Source organism: Endozoicomonas sp. ALD068 (assembly GCF_049310145.1).
Lineage (GTDB): Bacteria > Pseudomonadota > Gammaproteobacteria > Pseudomonadales > Endozoicomonadaceae > Endozoicomonas_A.
Genome location: NZ_JBLYNU010000004.1, coordinates 5,006,088 through 5,029,474, shown reverse-complemented (window position 1 = coordinate 5,029,474; position 23,387 = coordinate 5,006,088). Strand labels below are relative to the sequence as shown.

Annotated in this window: 21 protein-coding genes and 1 tRNA gene; 8 read left to right on the top strand and 14 right to left on the bottom strand. The window is 46.1% G+C overall.

The annotated features are described in order from the left end of the window. Nucleotide 1 precedes the first annotated feature (1 nt). A complete protein-coding gene (gene hsdR, locus ACO6V5_RS18430) occupies nt 2-2,404 on the bottom strand; it encodes an EcoAI/FtnUII family type I restriction enzme subunit R (RefSeq protein WP_422409753.1) in 2,403 nt (800 codons plus the stop codon). A gap of 254 nt (nt 2,405-2,658) precedes the next feature. Here hsdR and ACO6V5_RS18425 point away from each other — a divergent pair, with 254 nt between their 5' ends. Then, the gene (locus ACO6V5_RS18425; RefSeq protein WP_422137057.1) at nt 2,659-2,856 is read left to right on the top strand and encodes a type I restriction enzyme endonuclease domain-containing protein; all 198 of its coding nucleotides are present in this window, start codon (nt 2,659-2,661) and stop codon (nt 2,854-2,856) included. A 117-nt stretch (nt 2,857-2,973) separates the two neighbouring features. On the opposite strand, the gene ACO6V5_RS18420 is transcribed toward ACO6V5_RS18425, so the two are convergent. Beyond that, nucleotides 2,974-3,049: transfer RNA gene (locus tag ACO6V5_RS18420), tRNA-Thr, on the bottom strand. A 415-nt stretch (nt 3,050-3,464) separates the two neighbouring features. After that, nucleotides 3,465-4,076: a homoserine/homoserine lactone efflux protein gene (gene rhtB / locus ACO6V5_RS18415; RefSeq protein ID WP_422136325.1), complete on the bottom strand. Its 612-nt coding sequence runs from the start codon at nt 4,074-4,076 to the stop codon at nt 3,465-3,467. 219 nt (nt 4,077-4,295) lie between these two features. On the opposite strand from rhtB, the gene ACO6V5_RS18410 reads away from it, so the two are divergent. Both ACO6V5_RS18410 and ACO6V5_RS18405 read left to right on the top strand, forming a co-directional pair. Beyond that, a complete protein-coding gene (locus ACO6V5_RS18410; RefSeq protein WP_422409743.1) occupies nt 4,296-4,487 on the top strand; it encodes a hypothetical protein in 192 nt (63 codons plus the stop codon). Between the two features lie 524 nt (nt 4,488-5,011). Continuing rightward, nucleotides 5,012-6,073 carry an HNH endonuclease domain-containing protein gene (locus tag ACO6V5_RS18405; RefSeq protein WP_422409745.1) on the top strand — a complete coding sequence of 354 codons (1,062 nt, stop codon included), beginning with the start codon at nt 5,012-5,014 and terminating at the stop codon, nt 6,071-6,073. On the opposite strand, the gene ACO6V5_RS18400 is transcribed toward ACO6V5_RS18405, so the two are convergent. Then, nucleotides 6,070-6,693, bottom strand: coding sequence for a class I SAM-dependent methyltransferase (locus ACO6V5_RS18400; protein ID WP_422409747.1), 624 nt, complete (start codon nt 6,691-6,693; stop codon nt 6,070-6,072). The two genes, ACO6V5_RS18405 and ACO6V5_RS18400, sit on opposite strands and share 4 nt — an antisense overlap. A 458-nt stretch (nt 6,694-7,151) precedes the next feature. Between ACO6V5_RS18400 and ACO6V5_RS18395 the strand changes: the two genes are divergently transcribed. Beyond that, nucleotides 7,152-7,592: a hypothetical protein gene (locus ACO6V5_RS18395; RefSeq protein ID WP_422409749.1), complete on the top strand. Its 441-nt coding sequence runs from the start codon at nt 7,152-7,154 to the stop codon at nt 7,590-7,592. Between the two features lie 376 nt (nt 7,593-7,968). Here ACO6V5_RS18395 and ACO6V5_RS18390 read toward each other — a convergent pair whose 3' ends face one another. Then, complete coding sequence (locus ACO6V5_RS18390) at nt 7,969-8,733, bottom strand: hypothetical protein (RefSeq protein ID WP_422442064.1); 765 nt, start codon at nt 8,731-8,733, stop codon at nt 7,969-7,971. Nucleotides 8,734-8,960: 227 nt separating this feature from the next. On the opposite strand from ACO6V5_RS18390, the gene ACO6V5_RS18385 reads away from it, so the two are divergent. After that, entirely contained in the window at nt 8,961-10,478 is a 1,518-nt protein-coding gene (locus ACO6V5_RS18385) for an IS1182 family transposase (RefSeq protein WP_422492107.1), read from the top strand. On the opposite strand, the gene ACO6V5_RS18380 is transcribed toward ACO6V5_RS18385, so the two are convergent. After that, the gene (locus ACO6V5_RS18380) at nt 10,462-13,533 is read right to left on the bottom strand and encodes a phage minor head protein (RefSeq protein ID WP_422442066.1); all 3,072 of its coding nucleotides are present in this window, start codon (nt 13,531-13,533) and stop codon (nt 10,462-10,464) included. The two genes, ACO6V5_RS18385 and ACO6V5_RS18380, sit on opposite strands and share 17 nt — an antisense overlap. A 140-nt stretch (nt 13,534-13,673) precedes the next feature. Here ACO6V5_RS18380 and ACO6V5_RS18375 point away from each other — a divergent pair, with 140 nt between their 5' ends. After that, on the top strand, nt 13,674-14,186 hold the full coding sequence (locus ACO6V5_RS18375; protein ID WP_422410876.1) for a flagellar protein FlhE: 513 nt from the start codon (nt 13,674-13,676) through the stop codon (nt 14,184-14,186). Nucleotides 14,187-14,238: 52 nt separating this feature from the next. Here the strand turns inward: ACO6V5_RS18375 and ACO6V5_RS18370 are convergent, their stop codons facing one another. Together ACO6V5_RS18370 and ACO6V5_RS18365 are read right to left on the bottom strand one after the other, a co-directional pair. Then, nucleotides 14,239-14,739 carry a hypothetical protein gene (locus ACO6V5_RS18370; protein ID WP_422136333.1) on the bottom strand — a complete coding sequence of 167 codons (501 nt, stop codon included), beginning with the start codon at nt 14,737-14,739 and terminating at the stop codon, nt 14,239-14,241. Between the two features lie 112 nt (nt 14,740-14,851). Beyond that, nucleotides 14,852-16,345 carry a DUF935 domain-containing protein gene (locus ACO6V5_RS18365; protein ID WP_422410874.1) on the bottom strand — a complete coding sequence of 498 codons (1,494 nt, stop codon included), beginning with the start codon at nt 16,343-16,345 and terminating at the stop codon, nt 14,852-14,854. Between the two features lie 109 nt (nt 16,346-16,454). Between ACO6V5_RS18365 and ACO6V5_RS18360 the strand changes: the two genes are divergently transcribed. Both ACO6V5_RS18360 and ACO6V5_RS18355 read left to right on the top strand, forming a co-directional pair. Further along, entirely contained in the window at nt 16,455-17,915 is a 1,461-nt protein-coding gene (locus tag ACO6V5_RS18360) for a hypothetical protein (protein WP_422410872.1), read from the top strand. A 251-nt stretch (nt 17,916-18,166) separates the two neighbouring features. Then, complete coding sequence (locus tag ACO6V5_RS18355) at nt 18,167-18,745, top strand: hypothetical protein (RefSeq protein WP_422410870.1); 579 nt, start codon at nt 18,167-18,169, stop codon at nt 18,743-18,745. 113 nt (nt 18,746-18,858) lie between these two features. Here the strand turns inward: ACO6V5_RS18355 and ACO6V5_RS18350 are convergent, their stop codons facing one another. From ACO6V5_RS18350 to ACO6V5_RS18325, 6 genes are all read right to left on the bottom strand, one after another. Next, entirely contained in the window at nt 18,859-19,065 is a 207-nt protein-coding gene (locus ACO6V5_RS18350; RefSeq protein WP_422410868.1) for a hypothetical protein, read from the bottom strand. Next, nucleotides 19,065-20,429, bottom strand: a complete 1,365-nt coding sequence (gene terL, locus ACO6V5_RS18345; protein WP_422410866.1) for a phage terminase large subunit — start codon at nt 20,427-20,429, stop codon at nt 19,065-19,067. The genes ACO6V5_RS18350 and terL overlap by 1 nt, the downstream gene beginning before the upstream one ends. Beyond that, nucleotides 20,426-20,872, bottom strand: a complete 447-nt coding sequence (locus ACO6V5_RS18340; protein ID WP_422410864.1) for a hypothetical protein — start codon at nt 20,870-20,872, stop codon at nt 20,426-20,428. Before ACO6V5_RS18340 ends, terL begins: the two co-directional genes overlap by 4 nt. A gap of 130 nt (nt 20,873-21,002) precedes the next feature. Beyond that, complete coding sequence (locus ACO6V5_RS18335) at nt 21,003-21,377, bottom strand: RING finger domain-containing protein (RefSeq protein WP_422410862.1); 375 nt, start codon at nt 21,375-21,377, stop codon at nt 21,003-21,005. Between the two features lie 256 nt (nt 21,378-21,633). Beyond that, nucleotides 21,634-22,998, bottom strand: coding sequence for a DNA modification methylase (locus ACO6V5_RS18330; protein WP_422410860.1), 1,365 nt, complete (start codon nt 22,996-22,998; stop codon nt 21,634-21,636). After that, a complete protein-coding gene (locus ACO6V5_RS18325) occupies nt 22,995-23,363 on the bottom strand; it encodes a DNA methyltransferase (RefSeq protein WP_422410858.1) in 369 nt (122 codons plus the stop codon). Before ACO6V5_RS18325 ends, ACO6V5_RS18330 begins: the two co-directional genes overlap by 4 nt. Nucleotides 23,364-23,387: the final 24 nt, after the last annotated feature.

The following is a 23,387-nucleotide window of genomic DNA, read 5'->3' as shown; positions in this document are numbered from 1 at the left end:
ACTACCTATCCAAATAATACAGTTGCGCTTCCAGTTCTTTAAACGCCTTCTGGTACTGAGACTTGCCACCAAACGCTCTTACCAATTCTATTGGCGCACCTATCTGGCTAAATGCCTGATCTGTCAGAATAGTCATATCTTCCACTGGCTCGATGCCCACATCGGCGTATTTGTCGAGTAATGTTTCCAGCACCTGACGAGCTACCCCTTCGTATTGGCTGAAATAGTTTCGCTTCTTCACATTATTGGCACGCTCCCGTCGAGTGAGGGCTGGCCGGTCAAATGCAATGTGACAGATCAAGTCAAACGGGTCCAATTCTGTTCCCAGTTTCTCGCCGACATTATCTTGTAACTCCTGCCAGAAAACACCCAGTTCTGTCAGTTCATCAATTATGGCTTTTTTCTTGTCGGCAGCGGACCACTTGCGGAGGAAATCATCCATGCTGGCATACTGCTTTACGACACACTGTTTGGTGTAATCGTGCATGGATTCGGTGACCAGTTTGCCGCTGACATCCAGATGCTGAACTCGATATTTGGTGACTTTAAACGCCTGCCCTTTGACATGGTACTTGATGCGGGGTGACTCCGGCGGTGGTTCAGGGTCGCCTTCATCGCTCCCTCCGGGTGGTATGGGTTCTGGCTCAGGTTCCGGTGTTATTTCGCTGGGTGGATCAGTGATGATCGGCGGATCTTCCTCTATTCCTCCTCCGCCACCTTCTCCTTCGGGATTTTCAGGTTCATCCTCTGGCGGGATAATGGGCTCACCTGGCTTAGGCTTGAATATCTGTACCGGCTCGCCATCGAAGTCTTTGTCGGCAAAACGTTCAGTGGCTTTTTTAAAGTCCATGATAGTGAACCAGTGTTTGCCGTGATCTTCATCAATACGGGTGCCACGACCAATGATTTGCTTGAATTCAGTCATGGATTGGATGCTCTGATCGAGAACAATCAGCTTGCATATTTTGGCATCCACACCGGTCGTCATCAACTTGCTTGTCGTGGTGATGACCGGATAAGTGGATTCGGGGTCAATGAAGTTATCCAGCTCATCCTTGCCTTCTTCGTTATCACCGGTAATCCGCATCACATACTTGCGGTTCTCTTTCACCCGATCCGGGTTCAAATTCACCAGTGCTTCCCGCATGCGTTCAGCATGATCGATGTCGTCACAGAAAACGATGGTCTTCTGAAACTCATCGGTTTTCTGCAAATACTCAGTAACCTTCAGCGCTACCAGTTGGGTTCGCTCGTCAAAGACAATGTTTCTGTCCATATCCCGCTGGTTGAATATGCGGTCTTCAATCAGGTTGCCATACTTATCGATCTGTCCTTTTTGTGGTCGCCAGCCTTCAAGATCAATATCGAAATCAAATCGGATGACTTTGTATGGTGCCAGGAAGCCATCTTCAATCCCTTGTTTTAGAGAATAGGTATAAACAGGTTCACCAAAGTAATGGATATTGGAGACTTCCTTCGTCTCTTTTGGGGTGGCGGTTAAACCAACGTGTGTTGCAGAGGAAAAGTATTCCAGAATTTCTCGCCATGCAGAGTCTTCACGGGCGCTACCACGATGGCATTCGTCTATGACAATCAGGTCAAAGAAATCAGGATCAAACTGTTTATAGATGTTTTTTTCTTCTTCATTGCCTGAAACGGCCTGATAGAGCGACAGATATATCTCAAACGCTTTGTTGACCTGGCGCTTTTCAATTTTGGTCATCGCTGGGCCAAAGGGTTTGAAGTCGTTGGACTTGGTTTGGTCCACAAGAATATTGCGGTCGGCAAGAAACAGAATGCGCTTCTTCTTTTCAGATTTCCAGAGCCGCCAGATGATCTGGAAAGCGGTATAGGTCTTCCCGGTTCCAGTTGCCATGACCAGTAGAACTCGATTCTGGCCTTTGGCAATGGCTTCAATAGTGCGGTTAATAGCGTTTGCCTGGTAGTAGCGCGGAGTGCGCCCGGAACCATCATCGAAATAAGGGTAATTGACGGTTTTTTGAGCTGGCTCGTCTAATTCTTTTGCCTGGCAGTAGCGACTCCATAGCTCACCAGGCGAAGGGAATTCATTAAGGGACAACTCTGTTTGGGTTTGATCTGCATTACCCGTGCGGTCGTAAAATTTGAAGCCATCTCCATTACTGGAGAACACAAAGGGAATATCAAGTGCTTCTGCATAGCTCAGGGCTTGCTGCATTCCGGAGCCCATGCTGTGCTTGTTATCTTTGGCCTCGATGACCGCTATGGGTTGGTTTTTCTGATGATAGAGGATGTAGTCTGCCCGACGTTTTTTACCTCGGGCATGGAGCTTACCGCGAACGATGATGCGGCCTGCGGTAAAGGTTACTTCCTCTCTTACTTGAGTTTGGATATCCCATCCGGCCTTTTCGATGGCTGGGGTGATTTATTTGGTACATATATCACGTTCGGATAGTTCTTTTTTGTTCATCTCTCAGATCCTGTCACGTCAAGACCTCCCAAACTGCAATGAATCGCCACGAAAATAAGCCTGAATATGAGCGAAAAGCTTGAATAGTGGGATCATTGTACAAGTGATAATAAAGAGAATGGGAGTGGCAAAGTTTGATAAAAAATGAACTGTATGTACGTCGACTTCTTGGTGTTTGGTGCTGGCATCTAGTGTTGAGATCGGGCTGGATGCAGGTTCGCTTTCCAGACTGGAGCAACCTGAATAATCTCAAATCAGTTCTGGGGGTTCAGCTGATCATGCTGCTTCAAAAAAATAGCTATCCTCCGGTTGTTTTTAATGAAGTGTATCAGGGTGTGTTTGAGCAGTTAAGGCATTTTAAGACGTATAGAGTGGGTTGGGTATATGTGATAGAAGGCACTGGATAACCTTCCCCTAATCTAGTGTTGACCTATTCCGACGGAAAGAGGGCGCATTAGCAGGCGCAAAAGCTCAGAAAGCAAAAAGCCCGTAGTGTTCACTAACGCTACGGGCTTTGCTATATATGGTGCCGGCACCAAGAGTCGAACTCGGGACCCACTGATTACAAGTCAGTTGCTCTACCAACTGAGCTATACCGGCAAAGAACGAGGTGCATAATATGTATGAGCAGGTTCTTTGTCAATAACACCGGGTACAAAAAACAGACCCTGCGGTCTGCTTTTTGTACGATCCTTGTGAAACCTCTTCCTGCTCTGAAACGAGCATCCTGCTATCCTGGTCTTTCCTGACCACTTCAGGCGTCCTGCCTCAATTTACTTCCCATCTGAATGCTGACTTCAAAGCTTCCTGCTTTGTCCGCTTCCTGCGGTATTCAAGTCTTCCTGAGTATCCCGAGGCGTCCTGCCTGAAATAATCCTTGTCAGCTAAAGTCTTCCTGACTTTACGAACGTCCTGTTCCCTGCTGACGATTCCTATTATCCATGGCTAGGTATTTTCCGAAACCGGAGGTTTCCTCTTCCTTTTGTGAGACATTGACCATAGTGCGTTGGAACAGTTATCGCTGACTGGCAGCCAGAAGCCCGCCGCAGGTTATAAACATTGAGCCAAACAGTCGGTTTTGCAGCTTCCCGTATTTTTTCAGAAATGGCATCAGCTTTAGGGCGAAGCTGGCGTAACCCAGCATGACCAGGCTATCAACCAGGATCATAGTGATTCCCATAATCAGGTATTGGGGCCAGAGTGTCAGAGCAGGATCAATAAACTGCGGCAGGAAAGCCGCCTGAAAAACAATGGCCTTGGGGTTAGTCAGATTCACCAGAATGGCACTGGCAAAGGATTTTTTCTTGCTGGTGCGGATTTGGCTTTCGACCGAAAACTCATTGGGTGCTTCACGCCATTTCATGATGCCCAGGAAAATCAGGTAAAGAGCGCCTGTCCACTTGATCAGGGTAAACAGTGTCTCTGAGGCTGCAAGGATGGCCCCAAGACCGGCAGCGACGACAATCAGAAATATAATCAGAGCGACCTGGAGTCCCATGATGGATGGCAGGGTCCGGATCAGCCCTGAGCGAATGGCGTTGGCCATGGTATTAACCGCACCGGCTCCCGGCGTTAAGCTGATAATGATGGTTGCGGCCAGAAAAGTCAGCCAGGTATTAAGTTCCATTGAAGATTCCAGGTTAGAAAGCCAAGTCTTTCTAGAGTAGGCCCGATGGTTTTTAATCGATGAAAGCTTAAAGCCGTGCAAGAGTAAATAGTCACATCCCGATAGTAAAAGATATATATGGACCAATAGGCCACAGACAAGAGGCAAAGTGATGAGAATTGAACCGTTCAGCTTCGTAAAAAGAAAGCGGCTAACCCGGACTTGAAAGAGCGAATCGTCTTGAAACCAAATGGCAAGGTTTACATCATTGAATCCTTTGAGAATAGAGAGCGCAGGCAAGAAACTATCGCACTGCTGAAGCTATTGTCTTTCGGTGCTAAAGATGAGTCAGAGGGCAAAACACTATCCGGTGATCAGGTGCTGAATAATATCAGGGCAAAGTATCTGAACAATGCCTGTTATCTAACCTGAGTCCTGTCAGCCCTTTATGAAGCTGATGATAGAACCCAAAGCGACCAGACACCCTGAAAACCTGTGACATTGGCCTCTTTTGAAAGCAGGTCGCCATTACAACTGCATCTTCATTGGAGGCTTAAGACGATTAGCTACTGAAGAAAAGCGATAGCGCGGCTCTGTCAGTGGCAGTTTCAGGTTTCTACGGTGATTAACATTCTTTTTAAAATATTGGGATGAATCGCGATCACATACCTACGAAAAAGGCCGGATAGCATAGTCAGCATCTATCAGAGTGAACGACATTTGTCTTTTGCGAGAACTCAGCAAAGCACTCTGTAAAACTCACCAACGGGAATCTTCCAAAAATTTCAAGAGAGCCAAAATCGAGCTCAGTTCATCAGTAACACCTTCTACTGCTGATTTCCTTTACCTCTTTAATCAAAAATCGATCCGAAGGCTACCTGGTACTTGTGTAGCAATATCTACATATAATTAAATATAATTACATATAAAATTATAACTTCAAAAAGTATTAAATAATGCCTTTCCACATATTTATGGACGATCTGGGGGGTGCAGTGTCTCAATTTTACGATGTTGAACCTTCGCTTGATAATTACTGGCGCAGCATTATTCTTTTCGGCAACAATGTAGCTTCTTACAAATTTGCCCTTGCCTGTTCTCTTTATGAGTTGTCCAACTCAAGCGATGATTTTATCTCTCTGGAACAGCTGGCAGGCCCATTCTCTCGCCATATCTGTGAGCATCTGAAAGAGGCACCAAAACAGACGACATCAAGATCCAGTAAGTTTCTGTCAGCATGTTCAGATTTCAATCTTGGTAGGGTTGATGAGGATTATCTCTGTGCCCAAACAGTAAGACTCGGTTTTCAAAATGTCATTGACGCCTTTCACAATGTTAATCGTCGTGAAGTCGATAAACGCTTTTTCATAGATGAGCGTAAAACGACTAACAAAGGCATCCGACTTACAGAAAATTTTTACACCCTCATGGCATCAGAAGCCATAAACAGCATAAAACCCGAAACCGATGCTCGTTGGCGATTGGTAGAAAGTGCTTGGCAGTCAGGCCTTGCAAGAAATCTCTTGCGTGTTGAGCATGACCACCATAGCAAGCAACTATTCACTCATCTGAATGACCGCAGGGTAAACATTACCAGCTCCAGAGACAGCTTGAACGGCTACCAGAAAGGAAGATGTTTTTACTGTTTTGATCATATATCCATTCAATCAGGGGCGACCGACCTTGCTGATGTAGACCATTTTTTTCCATGGTCAATCAGAGAGTACATACCCACTATTGATGGTATCTGGAACCTTGTTCTTGCCTGTCAGAGCTATAACAGAGGGGAGGATGGTAAGTTTGCTCAGCTTCCACATATTGACTATCTGTACAGACTTCATGCCAGAAATGAGTATTTTATCAACAGCCATCTGCCTATCAGAGAGACTTTGATTCAACAAACAGGCAAAACAAAAGCATTACGTAAAGCATTCCTCCAGCACAGCTACGATCAGGCTAAATTTCAACTTCTGCATAGTTGGAAAAAGCCCGAACCTCGTGGATCGAGAATCTTTTAATCATTCAGGCCTAAAATTACATTTAGCCATTGCTCAGTGGCTCTTTCTGGCCTTAGGTCACGGGTGGTCCAGCTGTTGTGAATCCATAGCTCAGTTGAGCTCAGCATGTTTTGTAATAGAGCGTCATCCATATACGTAAAATGACGTCCATCCCGTAATGCCTCACCCCGCCCGTATTTAAAGGAACAGTAAAAATAGCCGCCCGGGACCAAAAAACCAGCCAGGTGGTTAATGGTTGCAGCGAGATCTGAATAAGGAACATGAAGCAGGGAGGCGCAAGCCCAGATTCCATCAAACTGTCGTTTTGTTTGAAACTCATCAAACAGGCAAGTCTGAACTGTCAGACCCGTTAGCTGAGAGGCCATTGCTGCAAGATTGGCGCTGGCATCAAATGCAGTGACTTTGTAGCCCCGGTTAAGAAAAGCTCTGGCATCCCGGCCTGAACCACAACCAGCGTCAAGGATATGCCCTCCATTGGGAATCAATGGTAGGAAAAACTTATAAAGTTCCTGAGCATCAACGCCAACAGTTGAACTATAAAATTGCAGCGCATTTTTCTGGTAAAAATCTGAGGTGGTGGTCATGGCTTGGCTTGTAGTGTTTTGCAGTAAATCTATCATGTTGATAATACCGAATGAGGTTCGGAATGAATAACATGTCATTTTATAAAAAGCCTTCAGCACTTCATTAGGGATTGCCTGTAAATAATGTCATTTCTTAAGCAGGTCTGCACTGATCCGTACTCGCTTTATAAAGCAAACAGGCAACTTTTTGTCTGCCAATGAAATACAACTGTGCACCAAGGTGGCGGGTAAGGAGCCTGGTCTGCGTAGTCAGACATTGTAGTGTTTGACATCCTTCACCACTGATTTCTTTGAATCAGTCGTGGAGGATGTCAAAATAATGCAGGTCACACTGGGCGGGTCAAAAATCTTTTAACAGCAATGAATGCCACCCTGCTCTGGGCATCAACCGATGCCTGTGAACAGGCGGTCAATAATTTTGCCAAGTGCCTTTGTGACATTCTCGATTGTCTACTAAGCTCATCGCTCACACAACAAACTGTAAAGGTAAATGTATGAGCCTTGAGGCAAGAGTTGAAAGACTTGAGGAGCAACATAGACAGATGGACGCTAACATGCACAGTCTGGTGAAGGTTTGCGCAGACACACAGAGCATTGCTATGACTAACCAGCATGACATTGCAGACTTAAAGTTGGATATTGCAGGGGTCAAATCTGAGGTTATCAGGGTTAAATCTGATCTTTCGGCACTGACACAAGCAACACTTGCAGGTTTTAAGAGAGTTGATGAACGTTTTGACGAACAAGATAAGCGTTTTGACGAACACGATAAGCGTTTTGACAAGATTGATAAACGACTCGACGCACACGATAAGCGCTTTGACGAACACGATAAGCGCTTTGACAGGATTGATGAACGCTTCGACGAGCACGATAAGCGCTTTGACAAGATTGAAGAAACACTTGCCATCATCGTGAATCATCTCAAAAAATAACCACGTCATTTAATAGCAAAATCCAGCGGCTTGTCTACGACAGCCGCTGATTTACTGGCGTAGTGCAGGTATACATCAGAACTGTTTACAGAAAGATAGTACTTCCACGATCTGAAAGCCAAATGCTTGCCTGACCATGAAGGATTAGTATCCGGCCACAAAATACTGGAAGTGAAGAAGGCTCAAATCCGGAAAAACCAGCAAGTAAAGGATGAGAGAGAATAAAAAGGAAGAGAGATGAGAGAGCCGGGAATTTACCGGTTTTCTTGCCATGAATCACACGACAAGATCTTGAGGATTGGTGCCCAGGAGAAGACTCGAACTTCCACGCCCTTTCGGACACTAGCACCTGAAGATACTACCACAGCCTTATAATTCAAAAACTTACCAAATTAATTGGTTCTTTTGATATAGCTTTGAGTTGCCTGATATCTGTTTTTCTATGCTGTTGAACGTAATGATCAGCAGTACGACCGTAGGCATCGTGACTGTAGGATATGGCATCCACTCTGGCTGCCTGTTTTGATTTCCAGACGAATCCCTCTTTCTCGTATGCGGTATTCTTTTTTCGAATCCTGGTAAAGAAGTAGTTGGCACCACCAGAGTACAGGTCTTCGGAGTACGACATTCCACCCAGCTTTATGCCTCTGCGGATTTTATCGGTGGTAGATACCATCTGACCGCCTGAGCTGAGCACGTTCTTCAGGGTTTCAACGATGTTTTTCTCAGCAGTATTCTCATGGAATATTCGATAGTCCTTTTCAAAACCTTTAAAGGCTTTGTCTTCCAGAACCTCAGGTCGATAGTGAACTCTGCGACCATGACCGAATGCCTGATGTTGCCCCATGGATTGATAGGAAGGGCTGTTCTTTAGATCCAACTCTAATGTTTCGCTGAGTGAACTGAGCTTCAGATCTATGCGTTCCTGCTGGTCATCCATTCCCTTGGTCAGGTTGGACAGTTTCTTATCCTGCTTGTGGATGTAGGACAGCTTATCAAGATAGAGTTCCTCAATATCCAGTGCAGAAGTCCGCTGGCTGTCTATGCCCAGTTCATTGATGGCATCAAAGATCTTGAGTGCATCGTCCTGCTTATTGCCGGGTACCTCAATTTCCACTCTGCCCTGCAGGGCAAAGCGCACGTCATATTCTCCCTGGGGCCAAAAGCGTATGGTGGCACCATTCACTTTAGTTTCGTAATGGCTGGTACCCACTAACTCCTTTGATTTCCCATGTCTCTGGTGACCTCTGTCGAAGCTTGAAAGGCCATACTCAGTGTTCTTCTTCTGCCACTGCAGGCCACTAGGAGCCTGACCGAGAATAGGCTTATCTGTTATGATAAGCCTTAAACCAACTCTGATTATGCCAAATGTCACCACCACCAAAGTTTAAGGACAGTCCTGTTGAGTTTGATCAGCATCTGCTGTTCCCAACCAACGTTTTCGATTTGCTTCCCAAAGATCATGATTGTTTTATTTATGAAAGCATTTTTCAGAACATTAATACGTCTGAAGTCGAAAAAAAATATCACCACCTTGGTCAGCACGCATACCCTCCAAAGCTCATTGTCGCTATTCTGATCTACGCATACAGCCATGGTGTTTTCAGTTCCCGTGAGATTGAGCGACGGTGTCGACAAGACTTGGCGTTCATGTATATCTCACAAATGAACTGCCCGAATTTCAGGGTTCTTGGTGACTTTCGTAAGGATAATCTGTCGTTTTTCCATGACTGCTTCAAACAGTCAGTCAAACTGGCCATTGAACTCAAAATGGCATCACTGGGTCATATCAGCCTGGACGGCTCCAAGTTCAAAGCCAACAGCTCAAAACACAAGGCCATGAGCTACGGGAGGCTCAAAGCGAAAGAGGCAGAACTCAGTGCCGAAGTGGATGAGCTGATCAAAAAAGCCAGTCAGTGTGATCAGGAAGAAGATGACGCCTACAAAGCAACCAATGGTTACAGCATTCCTGAAGACCTCCAGTTTAAAGAAGAGCGCCTGAAAAAAATCAAAGAGGCCAAGAAAGCACTTGAAGAACGTGAAAAAGCTTTAAATCCAGACAAACCAATAGACGACAAAAAGCAGATCAGTTTTGCAGATCACGATGCCCGCGTGATGAGCAAGAAGGGGTATTGTGAGTACAGCTACAATGCTCAAATTACAGTTGATTCCGATAACCAGATCATTGTTGGCCAGCATGTCAGCCAACACGCCAACGATGTACAGGAAGTGGAGCCGGCGCTGAGGGCATTATCAGGAGCCACTGATGGCGCGGCTGTAGATAAGTGGAGTATGGATAATGGTTACTTTTCAGGGTCAAACTTACATACAGTCGAGCGACATGAGATTGATGCCTATATCGCAACCGACAAGGCGGAGAAGCCTGCCGCTGACGACCTTGAAAGCTCTGACAGGAAGTTTGTCAAAGCGGATTTTGCGTATGATTCCGAAGCTGATGTATTTATCTGTCCGGCAGGGGAAAAGCTGGTAACGAACCCGGCCAGCAAAAGCAAAAGAAAAAGCTACCGGGCAAACAAGACGGTATGCAGGGAATGCCCTTATCGTCGGAATTGCAGTGATTCAAAGAAAGAGGCTGGCAGGGTTATCCGTACCGATAAGTTTGAAAAAGCACGTCAGGCTATGAATAAGAAAATGGAGACAGCCGGTGCGAAAGCCATATATGAGCGTCGTAAAGTTATTGCGGAGCCACCATTTGGACAGATAAAAGAATCTGGTTTCCGAGGGTTCAGTCTCCGCAGCAAAGAAAAAGTTTCAGCGGAATTTTCACTGGTATGCACTGCGCATAATATCAAAAAATTTGTAAAAGCGGCTTCCACGAGGTCAATCCGTCTTGAAGATTTGAAAGAGGCTAAAAAGGCAGCATAGAGGCTGTGAGAAGGCATAAATATGCAAAAATGAGCAAAATCCCACTAATAATTGGATATTTTTTGCTCATTTTAAGATTTGGGAAAACTTCTGTTGGTCTGGTTGCGCTGTTCTCGGTCAGGCTCCTAGTCTTTGTGTCGGACTTGGCTGGTTTAATAGTGAACTTCTCGTAGAATCCCAAGTTTTTGTCCCAGCTCGGTATCTCGCCAGATACCTGGTTTGTTCGAACCTGCGACAGTTGACTAATGAAGGGCCCTGTCTTTTTATTGAACTCCATCAAATCTTTATTAGGACGAAGTTTCTTAGCAACGTCTTCTGTGAGTATTTTTTTAATCTCCTCGTATCGTTTAATGGCAGCATCAATATATCCAAAAACATGAGGTTCCAGTGCCATGTCGTTGTCTGCTCTGTGGGCGACTGACTTAACCGCTTTGATGATTAAGCCATGAAGGTCATCAAACTGCTTGCCGTCTTGAGTCTGGCTGAGTGTTCTCTCCAGCTTTCTCATAGCAGCAGGCATGAGCTTGAAGTAGGCACCTGTTTGCTGTTTACCTTCCGGGCTTTGCTTGTGATACAGAAGGACGTTGTGGTCTTCAATATCGTCTTTGTCAGTGGCTATGGCATAACCGTTGGATCGACTGTTTTTGATCTGCTCATGTTCCAGGCGAGTGATCGGAGTGCTGGTTGCTGGCTGAGCCTGTTTTTTCTGAACGGCTTGCGGGAATTGCTTGGCGATATATTTTTGTCTGGCCAGCAGAGTGTTGACCAGTTTGGTTCGCTCTCGTCTCGTGGTCGGTCCGTAGGCTTCTACCATTTCTTCTATTTGTTGACTGCTGAGGCTGAATACTCTCCTGGCACCTGCCACCATGTCGTCTTTGGTGACATTGGCAAAGACCGCTGCTGACTGAGGGTTCATGCCCGTGTCTCTCAGGCTCTCAATTTCCAGTACTTCCTTGCCGAATGCTTGCCCTTTCTGACCTCCCTGGGCTCGATAGCGAAGGGCTCCACCCACATCGATGTGAATGGCCTTGCTGCCTTTGATGAGCAGGTTGTCATAACCAAGACCGGCCACATCCCAGTTGGCTAACCAGGCATCCACCATAAAGTTGTCGTTGATTCCCTGAATTTTCCCGCTGGCCAGCTGACTGCCATCCTGCTGCAGGTCTTCTATGATCTCGGAGGCAATGCGTACTGTTTTGCCTTCTTTCATCAGATGCAGGGTTGGCACATCTACGCCTGCAGCTTCATAGAGCTTGGCTGCTAATACTTCATTTCTAGCGATGTCCTCGCTGGCGGGTTCTTTGACGTAGTACTTCTTGCCTGTCGTTGTGTCCTGGTAGATGCCTCCCGGGTTGGAGCCTTTCTGGTTGCCGATCTTGGTAAGGTTTGACCACTCCGGCGCTTTTGCCTGTGGCTCCACAGTGGTGGGTGCTGGGTCTGTTTTCTCGACCGGATTTGAGGTGGTTTGCTTTGTCTTTTTCGGTACTGTGACTACTGGCTCACTGGCAGCAGCTTTCTTGGCCACATCCACTTTGGCCAGAAACGTATCTTTCGCTGCATCATCCAGGCTGTTGAAAGCAGCTTGCTGTCCGGGTGTTGGCAGCTTGCCTTCCAGCACTTTTTTCTTGTAGCCAGATAACTTGGCAGCGACTTCTTTCTTCGCTTGCTCAAGTTTGTATTGTTCTTCCACCAGCTGGAGCAGTTTCACCGGAGTCAGATTTTCTGCCTCACCTGACTTCTCGAGCTTTTGCAGTATCTGGTGCTTGAGTGTCTGTCCCTTTGGGTTGTCTTTAATGTCTTTCAGAGTTGCCTTTGCCTGATATTGGCCTGTCTTTAATTCGATGGCATCGTCAATGGCTAACTGAGCTTCTCCCGGGAGGTTGTCGTAGGCTGCCTGAGCTTTGGAACTGGGCTGCTTGTCACTGACCTTGGCTTTTTTGTACTGATTCAGGAGTACGGATTGCTCGATGCTGGTGGCTTTCGTTTTTGCTTTGGCTAATAGCTCTGTGGAGCTGAGTCCGGCACTGCCTTTCTGCTTGTTCAGCTGCTTGATAGCATTGGCCAGATAGGGTGTATTCTCACTGATGGCAGTATCCAGCTGGTGCTGAGCAGCTCTCTCCAGTGTTTTCTTCTTCTGCCGTTCAAAAGCACCATCGATTTCTGACTGGCCCAGCTTTTTCAGAGCCTGGTTTGCTGCCAGCTGGGTCATGTAGGCTTGCTGGGCTTTTTTGATAGCCTGGTCACTGACTTTGTTGGCTTGTTGTTGGGCGATGGTCAGCTGACCGATTTTTTCTTGCTTGACCTGTTTCAGATGATCAAGTCTGCGTTTGCCGGGGTTATGATCCCAGCCGGGGTCAAGATCGGTAGGGACGTTGCGTACCTTGCCTGTTCTGGGGTTCGTCCATAACTGCTTCTTGATCTTGGGTTTGGGTGAGAGACTAATACCCTGCTGTTTCATCTCATCACGGGTCATTTGAATGACGCCACAGCGACAGTTCCAGCCGTTGGGTGGGTAGTGAGTCTGCCAGAAAGGGTCATCCACGGGTCGAGCAGTGCCGTTCCACTGTTGATGTTCTGGTCGGGTGCGATGATCTTCTACTGCGTCGTACATCAGGTAGGGAGCGGTTTCCTTGTTGGCATCGATGCTCTGCCACTGACCTACCGCATAGGCGCTTTGGAGATTGGTTCTGAAGATATTCTCCAGACGGGAGGCACTGCCCAGCTGCGCTTTGATGACTTTGCCGGTGAGCGGGTCGACCACATCCTTTTTGCCCCACCAGCCTGCTTTCTGCAGTCTGGGGATCATCTGTCGTTTGAAATCGGCCAGGGTGAGACCGTCATCGATGGCCTTGTTCAGATGTTTCTCAACCGTGGACAGCAGATCGTTGTCCATCATCTTGGCCACAGTCAGTGCTGCGTCGTTTTCTTCGCCGATCATGTCCATCCAGCTGAAGCTGGTGGTTAATCCTTTGCTTTGAAAGTGACGGATAGCATCTTCGGGTTTGAGGTCAAAAGAAGTCGTGAGTTCAAAAAAGTTAAAAATCTCTGTGGCCATAAAAAGCTCCTCTGGTAGTAGGAGCTTCTTTGCTGTGGCTTTTCTTGATCAGTCAGGAATATTCCGTTACCTTTTTTTATTCCTACCTAAAATCTCAAAGGAATGAGACCAATGAAATTGCTTAATCGCAACTTTTTTGCTTGTTGATTCTGATTTTTTCTTCTCTGACGTTCTCCATCACTTCTAATGCTTCAGAATCCATCCCAATGAAAAAGCATAAGTTTGAATTGCTTGGTGATGCTAATGCTGCACCTGCCCTTGGTCTGATGGCACAGCCTTTTAACGCCTCCACTATTACTGGAGCATGGGCTGACTCTGTGACTGGACCGACTATGTATCTTAGAGGGCAGTACTATATTTCCTCTTTGATGGGATCTACAACTTCCATTCCAACCAATGCCACAGTGACTCTTGTTCAGTGGAACTGGAACATTGCCAATAAACCGGCAGGGCTGATTGTATATCTCTGCGATACTATCGGTGGTTGTTTAAACGTATCTGGCTATCAATCAGCTGGTAGTGAGGCTTTCCGGGGACGCTCTGCAAACGCAGAGTACTATTTTGCTTTCGGTGTGCCTGGTAGCGGTAACATTTCGCCAGTACCTTTTGGTATGACAAATAACATTATCGTGAACTGGACAAGTAACAATTGATCCTGGATTTTTTGAGGTGAGAACCAGCATTCTCACCTTTTAATGTCCCATCTCAAATATACCCTATCTTCAGTTTGAAGCTCTCTGGCAGGTTAGCATACAGATCGAATATTTTTTTCATGATCTCAATAGATGAGGTGCCTTCAGCCCTTTCTTTTTCATACAATTCGATTCTCTGTTGCCTGAAGAAATCAGCCTCAGCTTCGAATTTTGGTCTGTAGCTAGTGTCAGTGACCGGTGTTCCATCCAGGTACTTATGGTCAGCGATTCTTGGGCTGGTTGGTGCTGGAACAAGGAGAAAATTAATACCATAGGCAAATTGTTTTGCGTCAACAGCAGCTTCTCTTGGGTTGTTTTTATAATACTCGATCTCTTTAGGATTTAATGTGTATGCCTGTTTTGTACTGATCTTACTCAAATCCCTTGCTTGCTGACTGATCTGAACTTGAACTTCTTTATTACCTGAAGGAGTCTGAGATGCTGAAAGAGGGTTTTTTGCAACACCTGTAGCTGCTGTATTGTATCGGTTTGTTGAGATTGAACCAATTTCCATGAAGGTATCCTCTAAATATGCAGATATTCGTTCTATCGCTCAGGTCTTCTTTTTTTTTAGTACAGAGTTCGATCTGCTTATGACAGCAATATGAGTCAGAAAGCATTTTGTTTTATGCACTCTCTTCATGTCGATTTTTGAATACCCCCATCAACCTCCCAAAAAACGAAGCATTCCTCACCTGCTCTACCGCCTCATTAGCAGGCGGCTCTTCCATCATCTGGGTTAGCTTTTCCCTGAACGTCTCTACATCCCCGGTTTCCTCCATATATTGCAGCAACTGCTCCACCCGCTTGCCATATATCTCCTTATACTGACTTCCCAAATACTCAGCCGCATCCACAATGGCCTGCATATCGGCCCGATGTGCTGCTCGTTTCTGAGTCAGACTACTAATCTCCGAAAACTCCGCAGGCAGCTCCGGTGAGCCTTTCCCCACGGGCGGTAGAGGACTACTTTCTTTTTTCTTCCAGCCGGGGCCGTAGACTTCTGTAATGTATTCTTCGGAAGGCTCGTAGCCGAGCGTACTGATCTTGTTGTCCCGTTCTGCCCGTTGCATCAGGTCTTCTTCAGGCTCGGTATTTCTCCAGACTCTGGGCGCATTGGCGTTAGGAAAGTTCCATTCAGTCAGCCATTTGATGACTTGCTGGTTCAGGCTCTCACACACCAGGTCTGCATCACTCTTGATAACCGAGCGAGCCACTCCCTGATGGACTTCAGCCTGGCTGCGACTGCTGCCGTCGTCAGTGGTCATGGTTTGGCTGAGGATGACTTTGCTGATGGCTTTGTCCATACGCTGACAGAGCACGTCGTAGTCTGCGGTCCCGGATCGAGCCGCCTCGATCAGCTCTATGACAATATTATCCGGTACCACTATGCCGCTGTCGGTTTGTATTGCGTCCAATGCCGCCAATGCTTTGTCTCGTTCGATGGGATCTTGTGCCTGTCCGGGTGGCAGCTTGGCCGCTGCAGTAGGCATTCCGAACTTCTCCAGAAAGATCAGCCAGAACTTAATGCCGTTGCGCTTGAAGAAGGTGGGCCAGTAGAGCGCATGAGCCAGACCAAGGCCGTAAGGGTTATCGCTGTGGTCAGCTCCGGCAGAAAAGACCCAGAACTTATTCTCAGGCATCAGCTTGCCGTTGGGGTTCTGGATGCTGATCAGTCTCAGGCGGTTTTGGACATCGAACTTGAAACGGGACCTGTCCCTGATCTTGATCGTGTCCAAAGTGATCTGATGGCCATCTGTTTGCCAGAGACATTCTGCTACGGAGAGGCCATAGAAAACGCCATATAGCATCTTGTCGGTAATATCATCGAACACCAGCTGAGTAAGTTGCTCTTTGATAAACTCTGCGGCTGCAACATCTTCAGGACTTTCACTGGCAGGCTCTACATCCCACTCTGACTGTGTGACAGCCAGACGTCTTTGCTGGAAACAGGACTTGACCTGGTCATCACGCAGGATCTCTTCATAGAGCTTTAGGTCACGGCCTCGTTGTTGTAAGACAGTGTCAGGGTTTGACAGTAACAGTGACGTATAAGCCTTGGCCATACGGATGCCATGGTCGGCCTTTGCGATTTCTCCGAGAGTTGCCTTCCCTGCCATGATAGTATCCTTCTTGGTACGGTTGTTAATGATATTATACTGTGTGTGGTGTATATCCCCATGTTATGTGCCAGCAATCGTCTAGATTTGAGTAAGTTAAAGGTGTTGTATGAGTCGGTGGGTTCAGCAGTTTGAAAATCATACGTTTCAAACAGTATGGAAAGAAATTGTAGAAGCTGTAAACGATTTATCTGTAGATGACGAAACCGTCATCACAAGTGTTGAAGAAATTGCAAGATTTAAAAAAGTAGTTGCCTACTTGAATGAGTTATTGAAAGCATGTGATCCTGAATTAATACCAAACTCAACATGGGATAATTTTAATACGCAATCGAGAAACTGTTTACAACAGATAAACAACTATCAAAGTAACAGGAATGTTAGTCATATCACTAATGCCAATACGTACTTAGATAATTTGTTAACATATCTTAGACCCTATCAAGTTGTAGCAGGAAAAGCTGCAAAGTCCGCTAGTGCTTCATTCGTAGCATACACAAAAACGATTAATTCAAGCCTTACTTCTTTTCGTGAAGAGGCTAGTTCAATCCTAAGTAAAATTGCAGAATATAAAGAAAATGCATCAATCAATGCAAACGAGCTAGAAAAGTCTAATCATAAAATAAAAGAGTTGGAATCAGAATATTTTGATGATTCCGAAAAAGTTAGTTTATCCTCTAGAATTAATCGATTAGAGGAAGAGCTTGAAGAAAATTACGAAAAAATAAACAAATATAAAAATGAGCTTTTCGAGGGGGATTCTTATAATGAGTCAATTTCATCTGAGATTAAAAGTGCATTAGACTCAGCTTCATCTAATTCTGAAGATATACAGAACTTGCTTAATGACGTGAAAAACAAGTTAATAGATTTTAAACAGTATCACACAGATATTTTTGGTGTTAAGAACGATGAGGGAGAGTTTGAGGGGGGGTTGAAGGCAGAGATTAACGCAAGAGAAAAGCATTTGGATGAATTCAAAAAGAAACAAGAAGAAAAATATGAAACTCTTAACGATGAAATAGAGAGTTTATTACCTGGTGCAACCAGTGCTGGTTTAGCTACTGCATACTACGACCTTAAGGTATCTTTTGATACTCCAATAAAAAAATATTCAAGATTATTTTATGCTTCAATATTAACATTGTTTTTAGTAGCGCTAATATCTATTACAGACGAGATAGGGCTATTTTTTATTAGGTTTGTAGATGTGACAAATATCAGCAATCTTGTTTCAAATATCTTATATAAGTTGCCAATTGTATTGCCTGTATTATGGCTTACCTTATTTGCATCAAAAAGACGAAGTGAAGCATTAAGACTTCAGCAAGAGTATGCACATAAAGAAGCATTGGCAAAATCATATCAGAATTTCAAAATACAAATCGAAGCATTAGAACAAAAGGATTCTGAATTAATGAAAAAACTTCTTAGTTCTGCGATCGATGCAGTTAGCAAAAATGCTTCGGATACTTTAGATAAAAAGCATGGTGATAATAGCCCTATGCATGAAGGAGTGGAAAGATTTGTAACAGCTTTAGAGAGACTAAAAAAATCCATTTCACAATAGCGAGAATAAGGCATATACCAAAGCTTTCAAACCGGCGCTGGGCAAGCAGCTCAAGGCGCCGTTAGGCGCCAGGCTCTGGCCATGCTGATGCCATGACCGGCCTTTGCGATTTCTACGAGACTAGCTTTCCCTGCCATGATAGTATCCTTCTTGGTATGATTGTTAATGGTATTATACCGCGTGTGCTGTATATCCCCATGTTAGCTTTCTACACTATCATCAAGAATTTATTTATAAATGGATGTTGAGAATTGGAAACAATAGAAATATCACAATTTTTAAAAGATACAATACCAGGAATCATAATACTGGGAGCAATTGGAAGTGTTCTTGGAGCTGGAGTATTATGGGTGCTTTTTAAATTCTTGGAGGCTTTAGGTAGAGCTACGAAATTTATTATTACAAAAATCCTTGGTGAGAATTTAGCAAAAATATTATTTTCATTTTTAAAACAATATTTTGTATTGAAAGGGACGATCTTTCAACTAAGAAATAAAAATGAAAAAATGTCTCTAATTGTTATGCATCAAAAATTCTTAGCGGATAGAAATTTCATGGTTACAGTAGCAACAATTTTCTTCGTTGCCTCATATTTTTTATTTCTTTTTGAAGGTGCAACTTATACAAAAACTTCAATATTTTTTATCATTGTTACTTTCCTTTGTGGCCATGACGCCATTGCATTCAGTATTTGGTCAAACAAAATACAAAAAATATTTTATGGCAAAGAAGCCGAGTTTGCTAAGCAAACTTACACAGTGAAGGAAGTTTTACTCATAGAAACTGCATACTCCTTTGACGTAAAGCTGAACTCGAAGAACGAAAGCTAACAAATACTCCCAGTTCGTTCGTTTCGCCCACCCGACGCCGCCTTCAGCGGCTCGACTTAAACAGGCGAAATTCTCTAAATAAAATCAGCTCTGCCCGTGTCCACTTAATATTCTCATCCGTTCAGCTGCTGAATCTTACGCCACTTCGGATAGGGCATCCCTTTAATGTTCTCACCACGTTCCAGAAAACCCAGAGCCTCCAGAGCTTCGCACTGATCTCTAAACTTCCCAATGGTGCAGTACCAGGCTTTGAAGTTCATGTCTCTTATCATGAGTGCCGAGTCCAGATCCGTAGCCTCTATCAATTCATCAAATGTCATCAGTATCCTCTGAAGTCGTTGTTGCCTCGCACACTGCCGTAACCTCTATCGGAGTCGATTCTGCTGTCGCCCAGAGCTTCTGCTCCCACCCGCTTCTTACCGCTGGCGGCAAAGTCAAAGCTGGCCTGATTCTCATGGGCCCACTTGAGAAACTGGCTGGTGCTGTCCACCTGATCGTCGTGAGGTGCCAGAGGGAAGATGGTCAGCTCGATCTCATAGTCCAATAACCAGGGAGCCACTTCTGGCAGAAAAACCATGCCTGCTTCAAACAGGCTTGATACGGCGATAACTCGATCCACTTTGTTGATGCCCTTGGGATCTATGGCAATCACCGGAATACGCACTTTGCTCTGGTTCATATCCACGCCAGCTTTCAGCTCCTGAATCAGGCTTTGGCCGCTGCCCTTGTCTTCTATCAGGACGCCCTGTGGCCGCCAGGCTTCGTATAAGCTGGCTGCTGCCCGTTTTAGTGCCGGGTACTCCATACGTTCTCTGAAGACATCCAGCAGGTACCATCCCTGTCGTGTTTCGCCCCAGGTGGTGCAGACACTGGGATCGTTCACCTGTTCTGGTTTATAAGCGGTATCCCAGCTTTGAATAACACGCAAAAATTCCGAGGGCAGGACGTTGTATCGCTTGAACCACTGTGCCTTGAGCAGGCCGCCTTCGGGTGTAGCGTTCCAGTCACCTTTCAGCCATGCCTGAACCAGCCAGGAGGGACCTGACTTGCGTATTCTGGCGATATACTTCGGGTCGTTCTGCATCAGTAGCTGGTTGTCTTCCAGACAACTGGGGATATAAATACGCTTCTCGCCGCTGCTTTCATCCGTCACTGGTCGCATACCCAACGGAGCAGGATCGATGTAACGTTTCTTGATCCACTCATGGCCGGGTCCGCCCGGGTTGGCACTGACATTGAAGCTGGAAGGGATACCGTAAGGGTTACGCAGTGTGGCGTTCAGCTTGTCGATGGGCGCTGGGTCCGGGAAGTTACCGCCTTCGTCTATGTAGATATCGGTGTAGCTGTGTCCCTGGTATTTGCCTGCATCGGCATCCCGCTCCAGGCTTCTGAGTCGGAGCATGGCTCCGTTGGCCATGATCCAGGTGCTTTTCTGGGCTTTCCAGGTGGCACCCAGTGGTGTGAATTTCTCCTGGCTGCGGCCTATCACCTCATCCAGCTCTGGCATGCTGCGTCGCACAAAGAGCCCTTTGCTTTTGCCGCCATAGTGCTGGCTTCGCATCAGCCACTTGCCCAGAAAACCATCGGTCTTGCCACCACCACGGGCACCGCCGTATAGAATGTCTTCGATGGGACAGGTGAGCAGTGCCGTCTGCGGACCGGGCTGAGGTGACCAGGTGATCACTCTTGTTCCTGCTCGTCCTGGTGGTAATGCTTGATCCAGTCTTCCAGTGCCATGGGGGTCGGAACAACAACAACGCCTTGCTGTATCTCTTCGCCATCGGGTGTTGTGTGAGCTATCTTCTGGGGTGCCTCAAAGCCGTAGATCTTGGCTCGCTGGTCTATGGCTTTCATGATTCTGTCCATGGCCTGCAGATCACCCTTGAGAGCCAGCTTCATGGCCTCTCTGATAATCCAGTCCAGTCGTTGTAGATCGAGGGTCTTGTTGAGCTTGGCCAGCTGACGAGTTTCTTCCTGAATCTCTTGCAGAGCATTCTTCACTGCCTTGTAAGCAGCCGTCTTGGAGACCCCTAATTGGTCGCCGATTTGCTGGTAGGAAAGACCAAGTGTACGGAGTTCTAACGACTTTCGTTTTAACTCACTGGTTTTTAAGCGTTTTTTGTCCATTTCCTTGGCCTCATCGTTAACTTCCTTATGCGTTAACCTTTCTTACTATTTTATCTCCTTTAGATTCTTGATGATTTTTATTGTTGTTTTAACTGCCTTTCGATCAGGTTCTGCCTTTTCACAACGGCTCCTACCTATGTAACCGAGCCCAGTGATCAATAGCTCTCTCGTAGATGACTTCCCGGCAATCTGGAGAAAACGTTGCGCTTTGGATCAAACCAAGTACTGGTGGCCTGTCAAGCAATGGTTGTGCTTCCCTTTCCCCGAGACTGTGTCTGCAATAAGGACAGGTTGTATTTTCCGACAGCCATTTACTCAGGCAGTCTTCGTGAAACATATGGCGGCATTCTTCGAGAACCCTGACTTCCCTTCCGTCAAAAGCTTCGAAACAAATAGGGCAATCACCGGTCGCCTCTTGATAAGGCGATGATGGACTATTAGGGCCGACGGGTGGTGTGTTGGGTGGTGTGTTGGGTGGTGTGTTGGGTGGTGTAATTCCGTTCATATCCTTTCTCCTCTCTCTGTTTTTCAAATAACTTATAGTTTTAGATCATTGTCTATCCATTTAGTTCCCCGTGTTTATTTTTTTGTTTAACATTTCTAATCCCTGAGGTTATGTATGTGGTTATTTTTACTGTATAAATCCATACAGTTAAGTTATCTATTAACACTTTCAAAACATGAAATCTTTGACTGCCTGACTGGTGACTATTGTGAATGCTTTCTTTTCCATGCCTGTGCTGCTCGGTCTTTAGAAGTTTTTAATTCCGGCTCTTAATCAAATCATCCAGCGATTGACCGCTTTGACTGTGGATGATTTCTACATCCGGATACTTTCGCCTGAAACGTTCCAGTGCCACATCGCAGTATTCAGGTGCCAGTTCTATTGCATACATTTTTCGGCCAGCTTGCTCAGCGGCGATCAGACTGGTCCCTGATCCTGAGAATGGTTCATAGCAAATATCATCCTCGTCTGTGAAGGCTTCGATAAAGTGCTGAGGCAGTGCGACTGGAAAGACCGCCGGATGATCGATGCCATCGCCGATACTGCCTTTCTGACGCATGATTCGGATAACGCTGTCCGGTATTTTAAAGTCTTGGATGGGTTGGCCAGCATGGGTCCAGCCACCGACATCACCATCGACTTGTCGAATTCCGCCGACATTTCTATCATGGCTGACTTCACCGGCACCTTCGCAGGGTACAATCTTGTTGGGTTTTCGCTTCTGCTTGTTGAAGTGAAAGATCAACTCAAAGGCAGGGGCAAATCTGCCTGCCCAGTCACCCGGCATACCGGGTCCCTGATCCCAAACGTATAAACCAAACCTTCGCCAGCCACCGATACTCATCCACTCTAGCCAGTCCTTCCAGTAAGGCAACCACTCATTTTTGTGGTGTATCAATCCAAGGTTAACTAACACCTGGCCGCTTTTGTGCAGAGCACTGCCGAGGGTGCTTCCTCCAAAGACGCCGGTCATTAATTTGTCCCAGTCGCTGATACCATCTGTGGTGTAGTCTCTCTGGTTGCCATAGGGCGGGCTGGTAAAACAGAGTCGTGCTTTGCGGTCGTCCATCAATAGATCAACGCTTTGTGGATCTGTGCTGCTACCACACATGAGCCGATGTTCACCGATCTGCCAAATGTCACCTGATTGCGTGACCTTAGGTGCGCTGAGTATTTCTTCTTCGGGTTCTTCTGCTACGACTGTTTCTGTGTCTTGTGGATAATCCGGCTCAAGTTCTGCCAGCAGTTCCAGCAGTCCATCGTTGTCTGTTTCAACCTGGCTCAGCAAGGCTTCGAGCATTTCTGCGTTGCTGTCTGCCAGAGCGCTGATAGGGTCCAGGGTGGCAAGGGCCAGTTTCTCTTCTTCCTCTGTGAGATCGACGTAAATGACCGGCACTTCTTTGGCTTTGTGTTTTTTGGCCAGCTCTACACGCAGGTGGCCATCTATCAAACGGCCCGTTCGCTGATTAACGATGATTTGCTGAATCCATCCCAACTCATCGAGTGCGCCTTTCATTGCTCTTTGCTGGGACTGCGGGTGGACTCGCCAGTTGTCTGGGTTCACTAATAGCTTCTGGGGATCCTCGGTACCCTGGCCTGTGATGCGCTGCTTCCATGTCATGCTTTGAACTCCTGTCCATTCTCGTGTCTGGCCACCTGCCCGGTGAATTCCTGCCACCGCTTGATAATCACATCGCAGTATCTTGGGTCCAGTTCCATGAGCCGGGCTTGTCTTTTGAGTTTTTCGCAGGCAATCAGGGTAGTGCCTGAGCCTCCACACAGGTCGAGCACCCGGTCCTGACGAGTGCTGCTGTTGCGAATCATATGCACCACCAGAGCAACAGGTTTCTTATTTTGCTGACGAGGCACATTTTTTAACAGCAATGAATGCCAACCTGCTGTAGGCGTCAGCCGATGCCTGTGAGCAGGTGGTCTATAGTTTTGCCAAGTGCCTTCGTGACGGCCTCGATTGTCTACTATGCTCATCGCTCACACAATAAACTGTAAAGG

Bases quoted from the DNA above. Each gene is read 5' to 3' on its own strand.
- ACO6V5_RS18425 (WP_422137057.1), top strand. From the start codon at position 2,659: ATGCAGGTTCGCTTTCCAGACTGGAGCAACCTGAATAATCTCAAATCA.
- rhtB (WP_422136325.1), bottom strand. From the start codon at position 4,076: ATGGAACTTAATACCTGGCTGACTTTTCTGGCCGCAACCATCATTATC.
- ACO6V5_RS18405 (WP_422409745.1), top strand. From the start codon at position 5,012: ATGCCTTTCCACATATTTATGGACGATCTGGGGGGTGCAGTGTCTCAA.
- ACO6V5_RS18400 (WP_422409747.1), bottom strand. From the start codon at position 6,693: ATGATAGATTTACTGCAAAACACTACAAGCCAAGCCATGACCACCACC.
- ACO6V5_RS18395 (WP_422409749.1), top strand. From the start codon at position 7,152: ATGAGCCTTGAGGCAAGAGTTGAAAGACTTGAGGAGCAACATAGACAG.
- ACO6V5_RS18385 (WP_422492107.1), top strand. From the start codon at position 8,961: ATGTCACCACCACCAAAGTTTAAGGACAGTCCTGTTGAGTTTGATCAG.
- ACO6V5_RS18380 (WP_422442066.1), bottom strand. From the start codon at position 13,533: ATGGCCACAGAGATTTTTAACTTTTTTGAACTCACGACTTCTTTTGAC.
- ACO6V5_RS18370 (WP_422136333.1), bottom strand. From the start codon at position 14,739: ATGGAAATTGGTTCAATCTCAACAAACCGATACAATACAGCAGCTACA.
- ACO6V5_RS18365 (WP_422410874.1), bottom strand. From the start codon at position 16,345: ATGGCAGGGAAGGCAACTCTCGGAGAAATCGCAAAGGCCGACCATGGC.
- ACO6V5_RS18360 (WP_422410872.1), top strand. From the start codon at position 16,455: ATGAGTCGGTGGGTTCAGCAGTTTGAAAATCATACGTTTCAAACAGTA.
- ACO6V5_RS18350 (WP_422410868.1), bottom strand. From the start codon at position 19,065: ATGACATTTGATGAATTGATAGAGGCTACGGATCTGGACTCGGCACTC.
- ACO6V5_RS18340 (WP_422410864.1), bottom strand. From the start codon at position 20,872: ATGGACAAAAAACGCTTAAAAACCAGTGAGTTAAAACGAAAGTCGTTA.
- ACO6V5_RS18335 (WP_422410862.1), bottom strand. From the start codon at position 21,377: ATGAACGGAATTACACCACCCAACACACCACCCAACACACCACCCAAC.
- ACO6V5_RS18330 (WP_422410860.1), bottom strand. From the start codon at position 22,998: ATGACATGGAAGCAGCGCATCACAGGCCAGGGTACCGAGGATCCCCAG.
- ACO6V5_RS18325 (WP_422410858.1), bottom strand. From the start codon at position 23,363: ATGAGCATAGTAGACAATCGAGGCCGTCACGAAGGCACTTGGCAAAAC.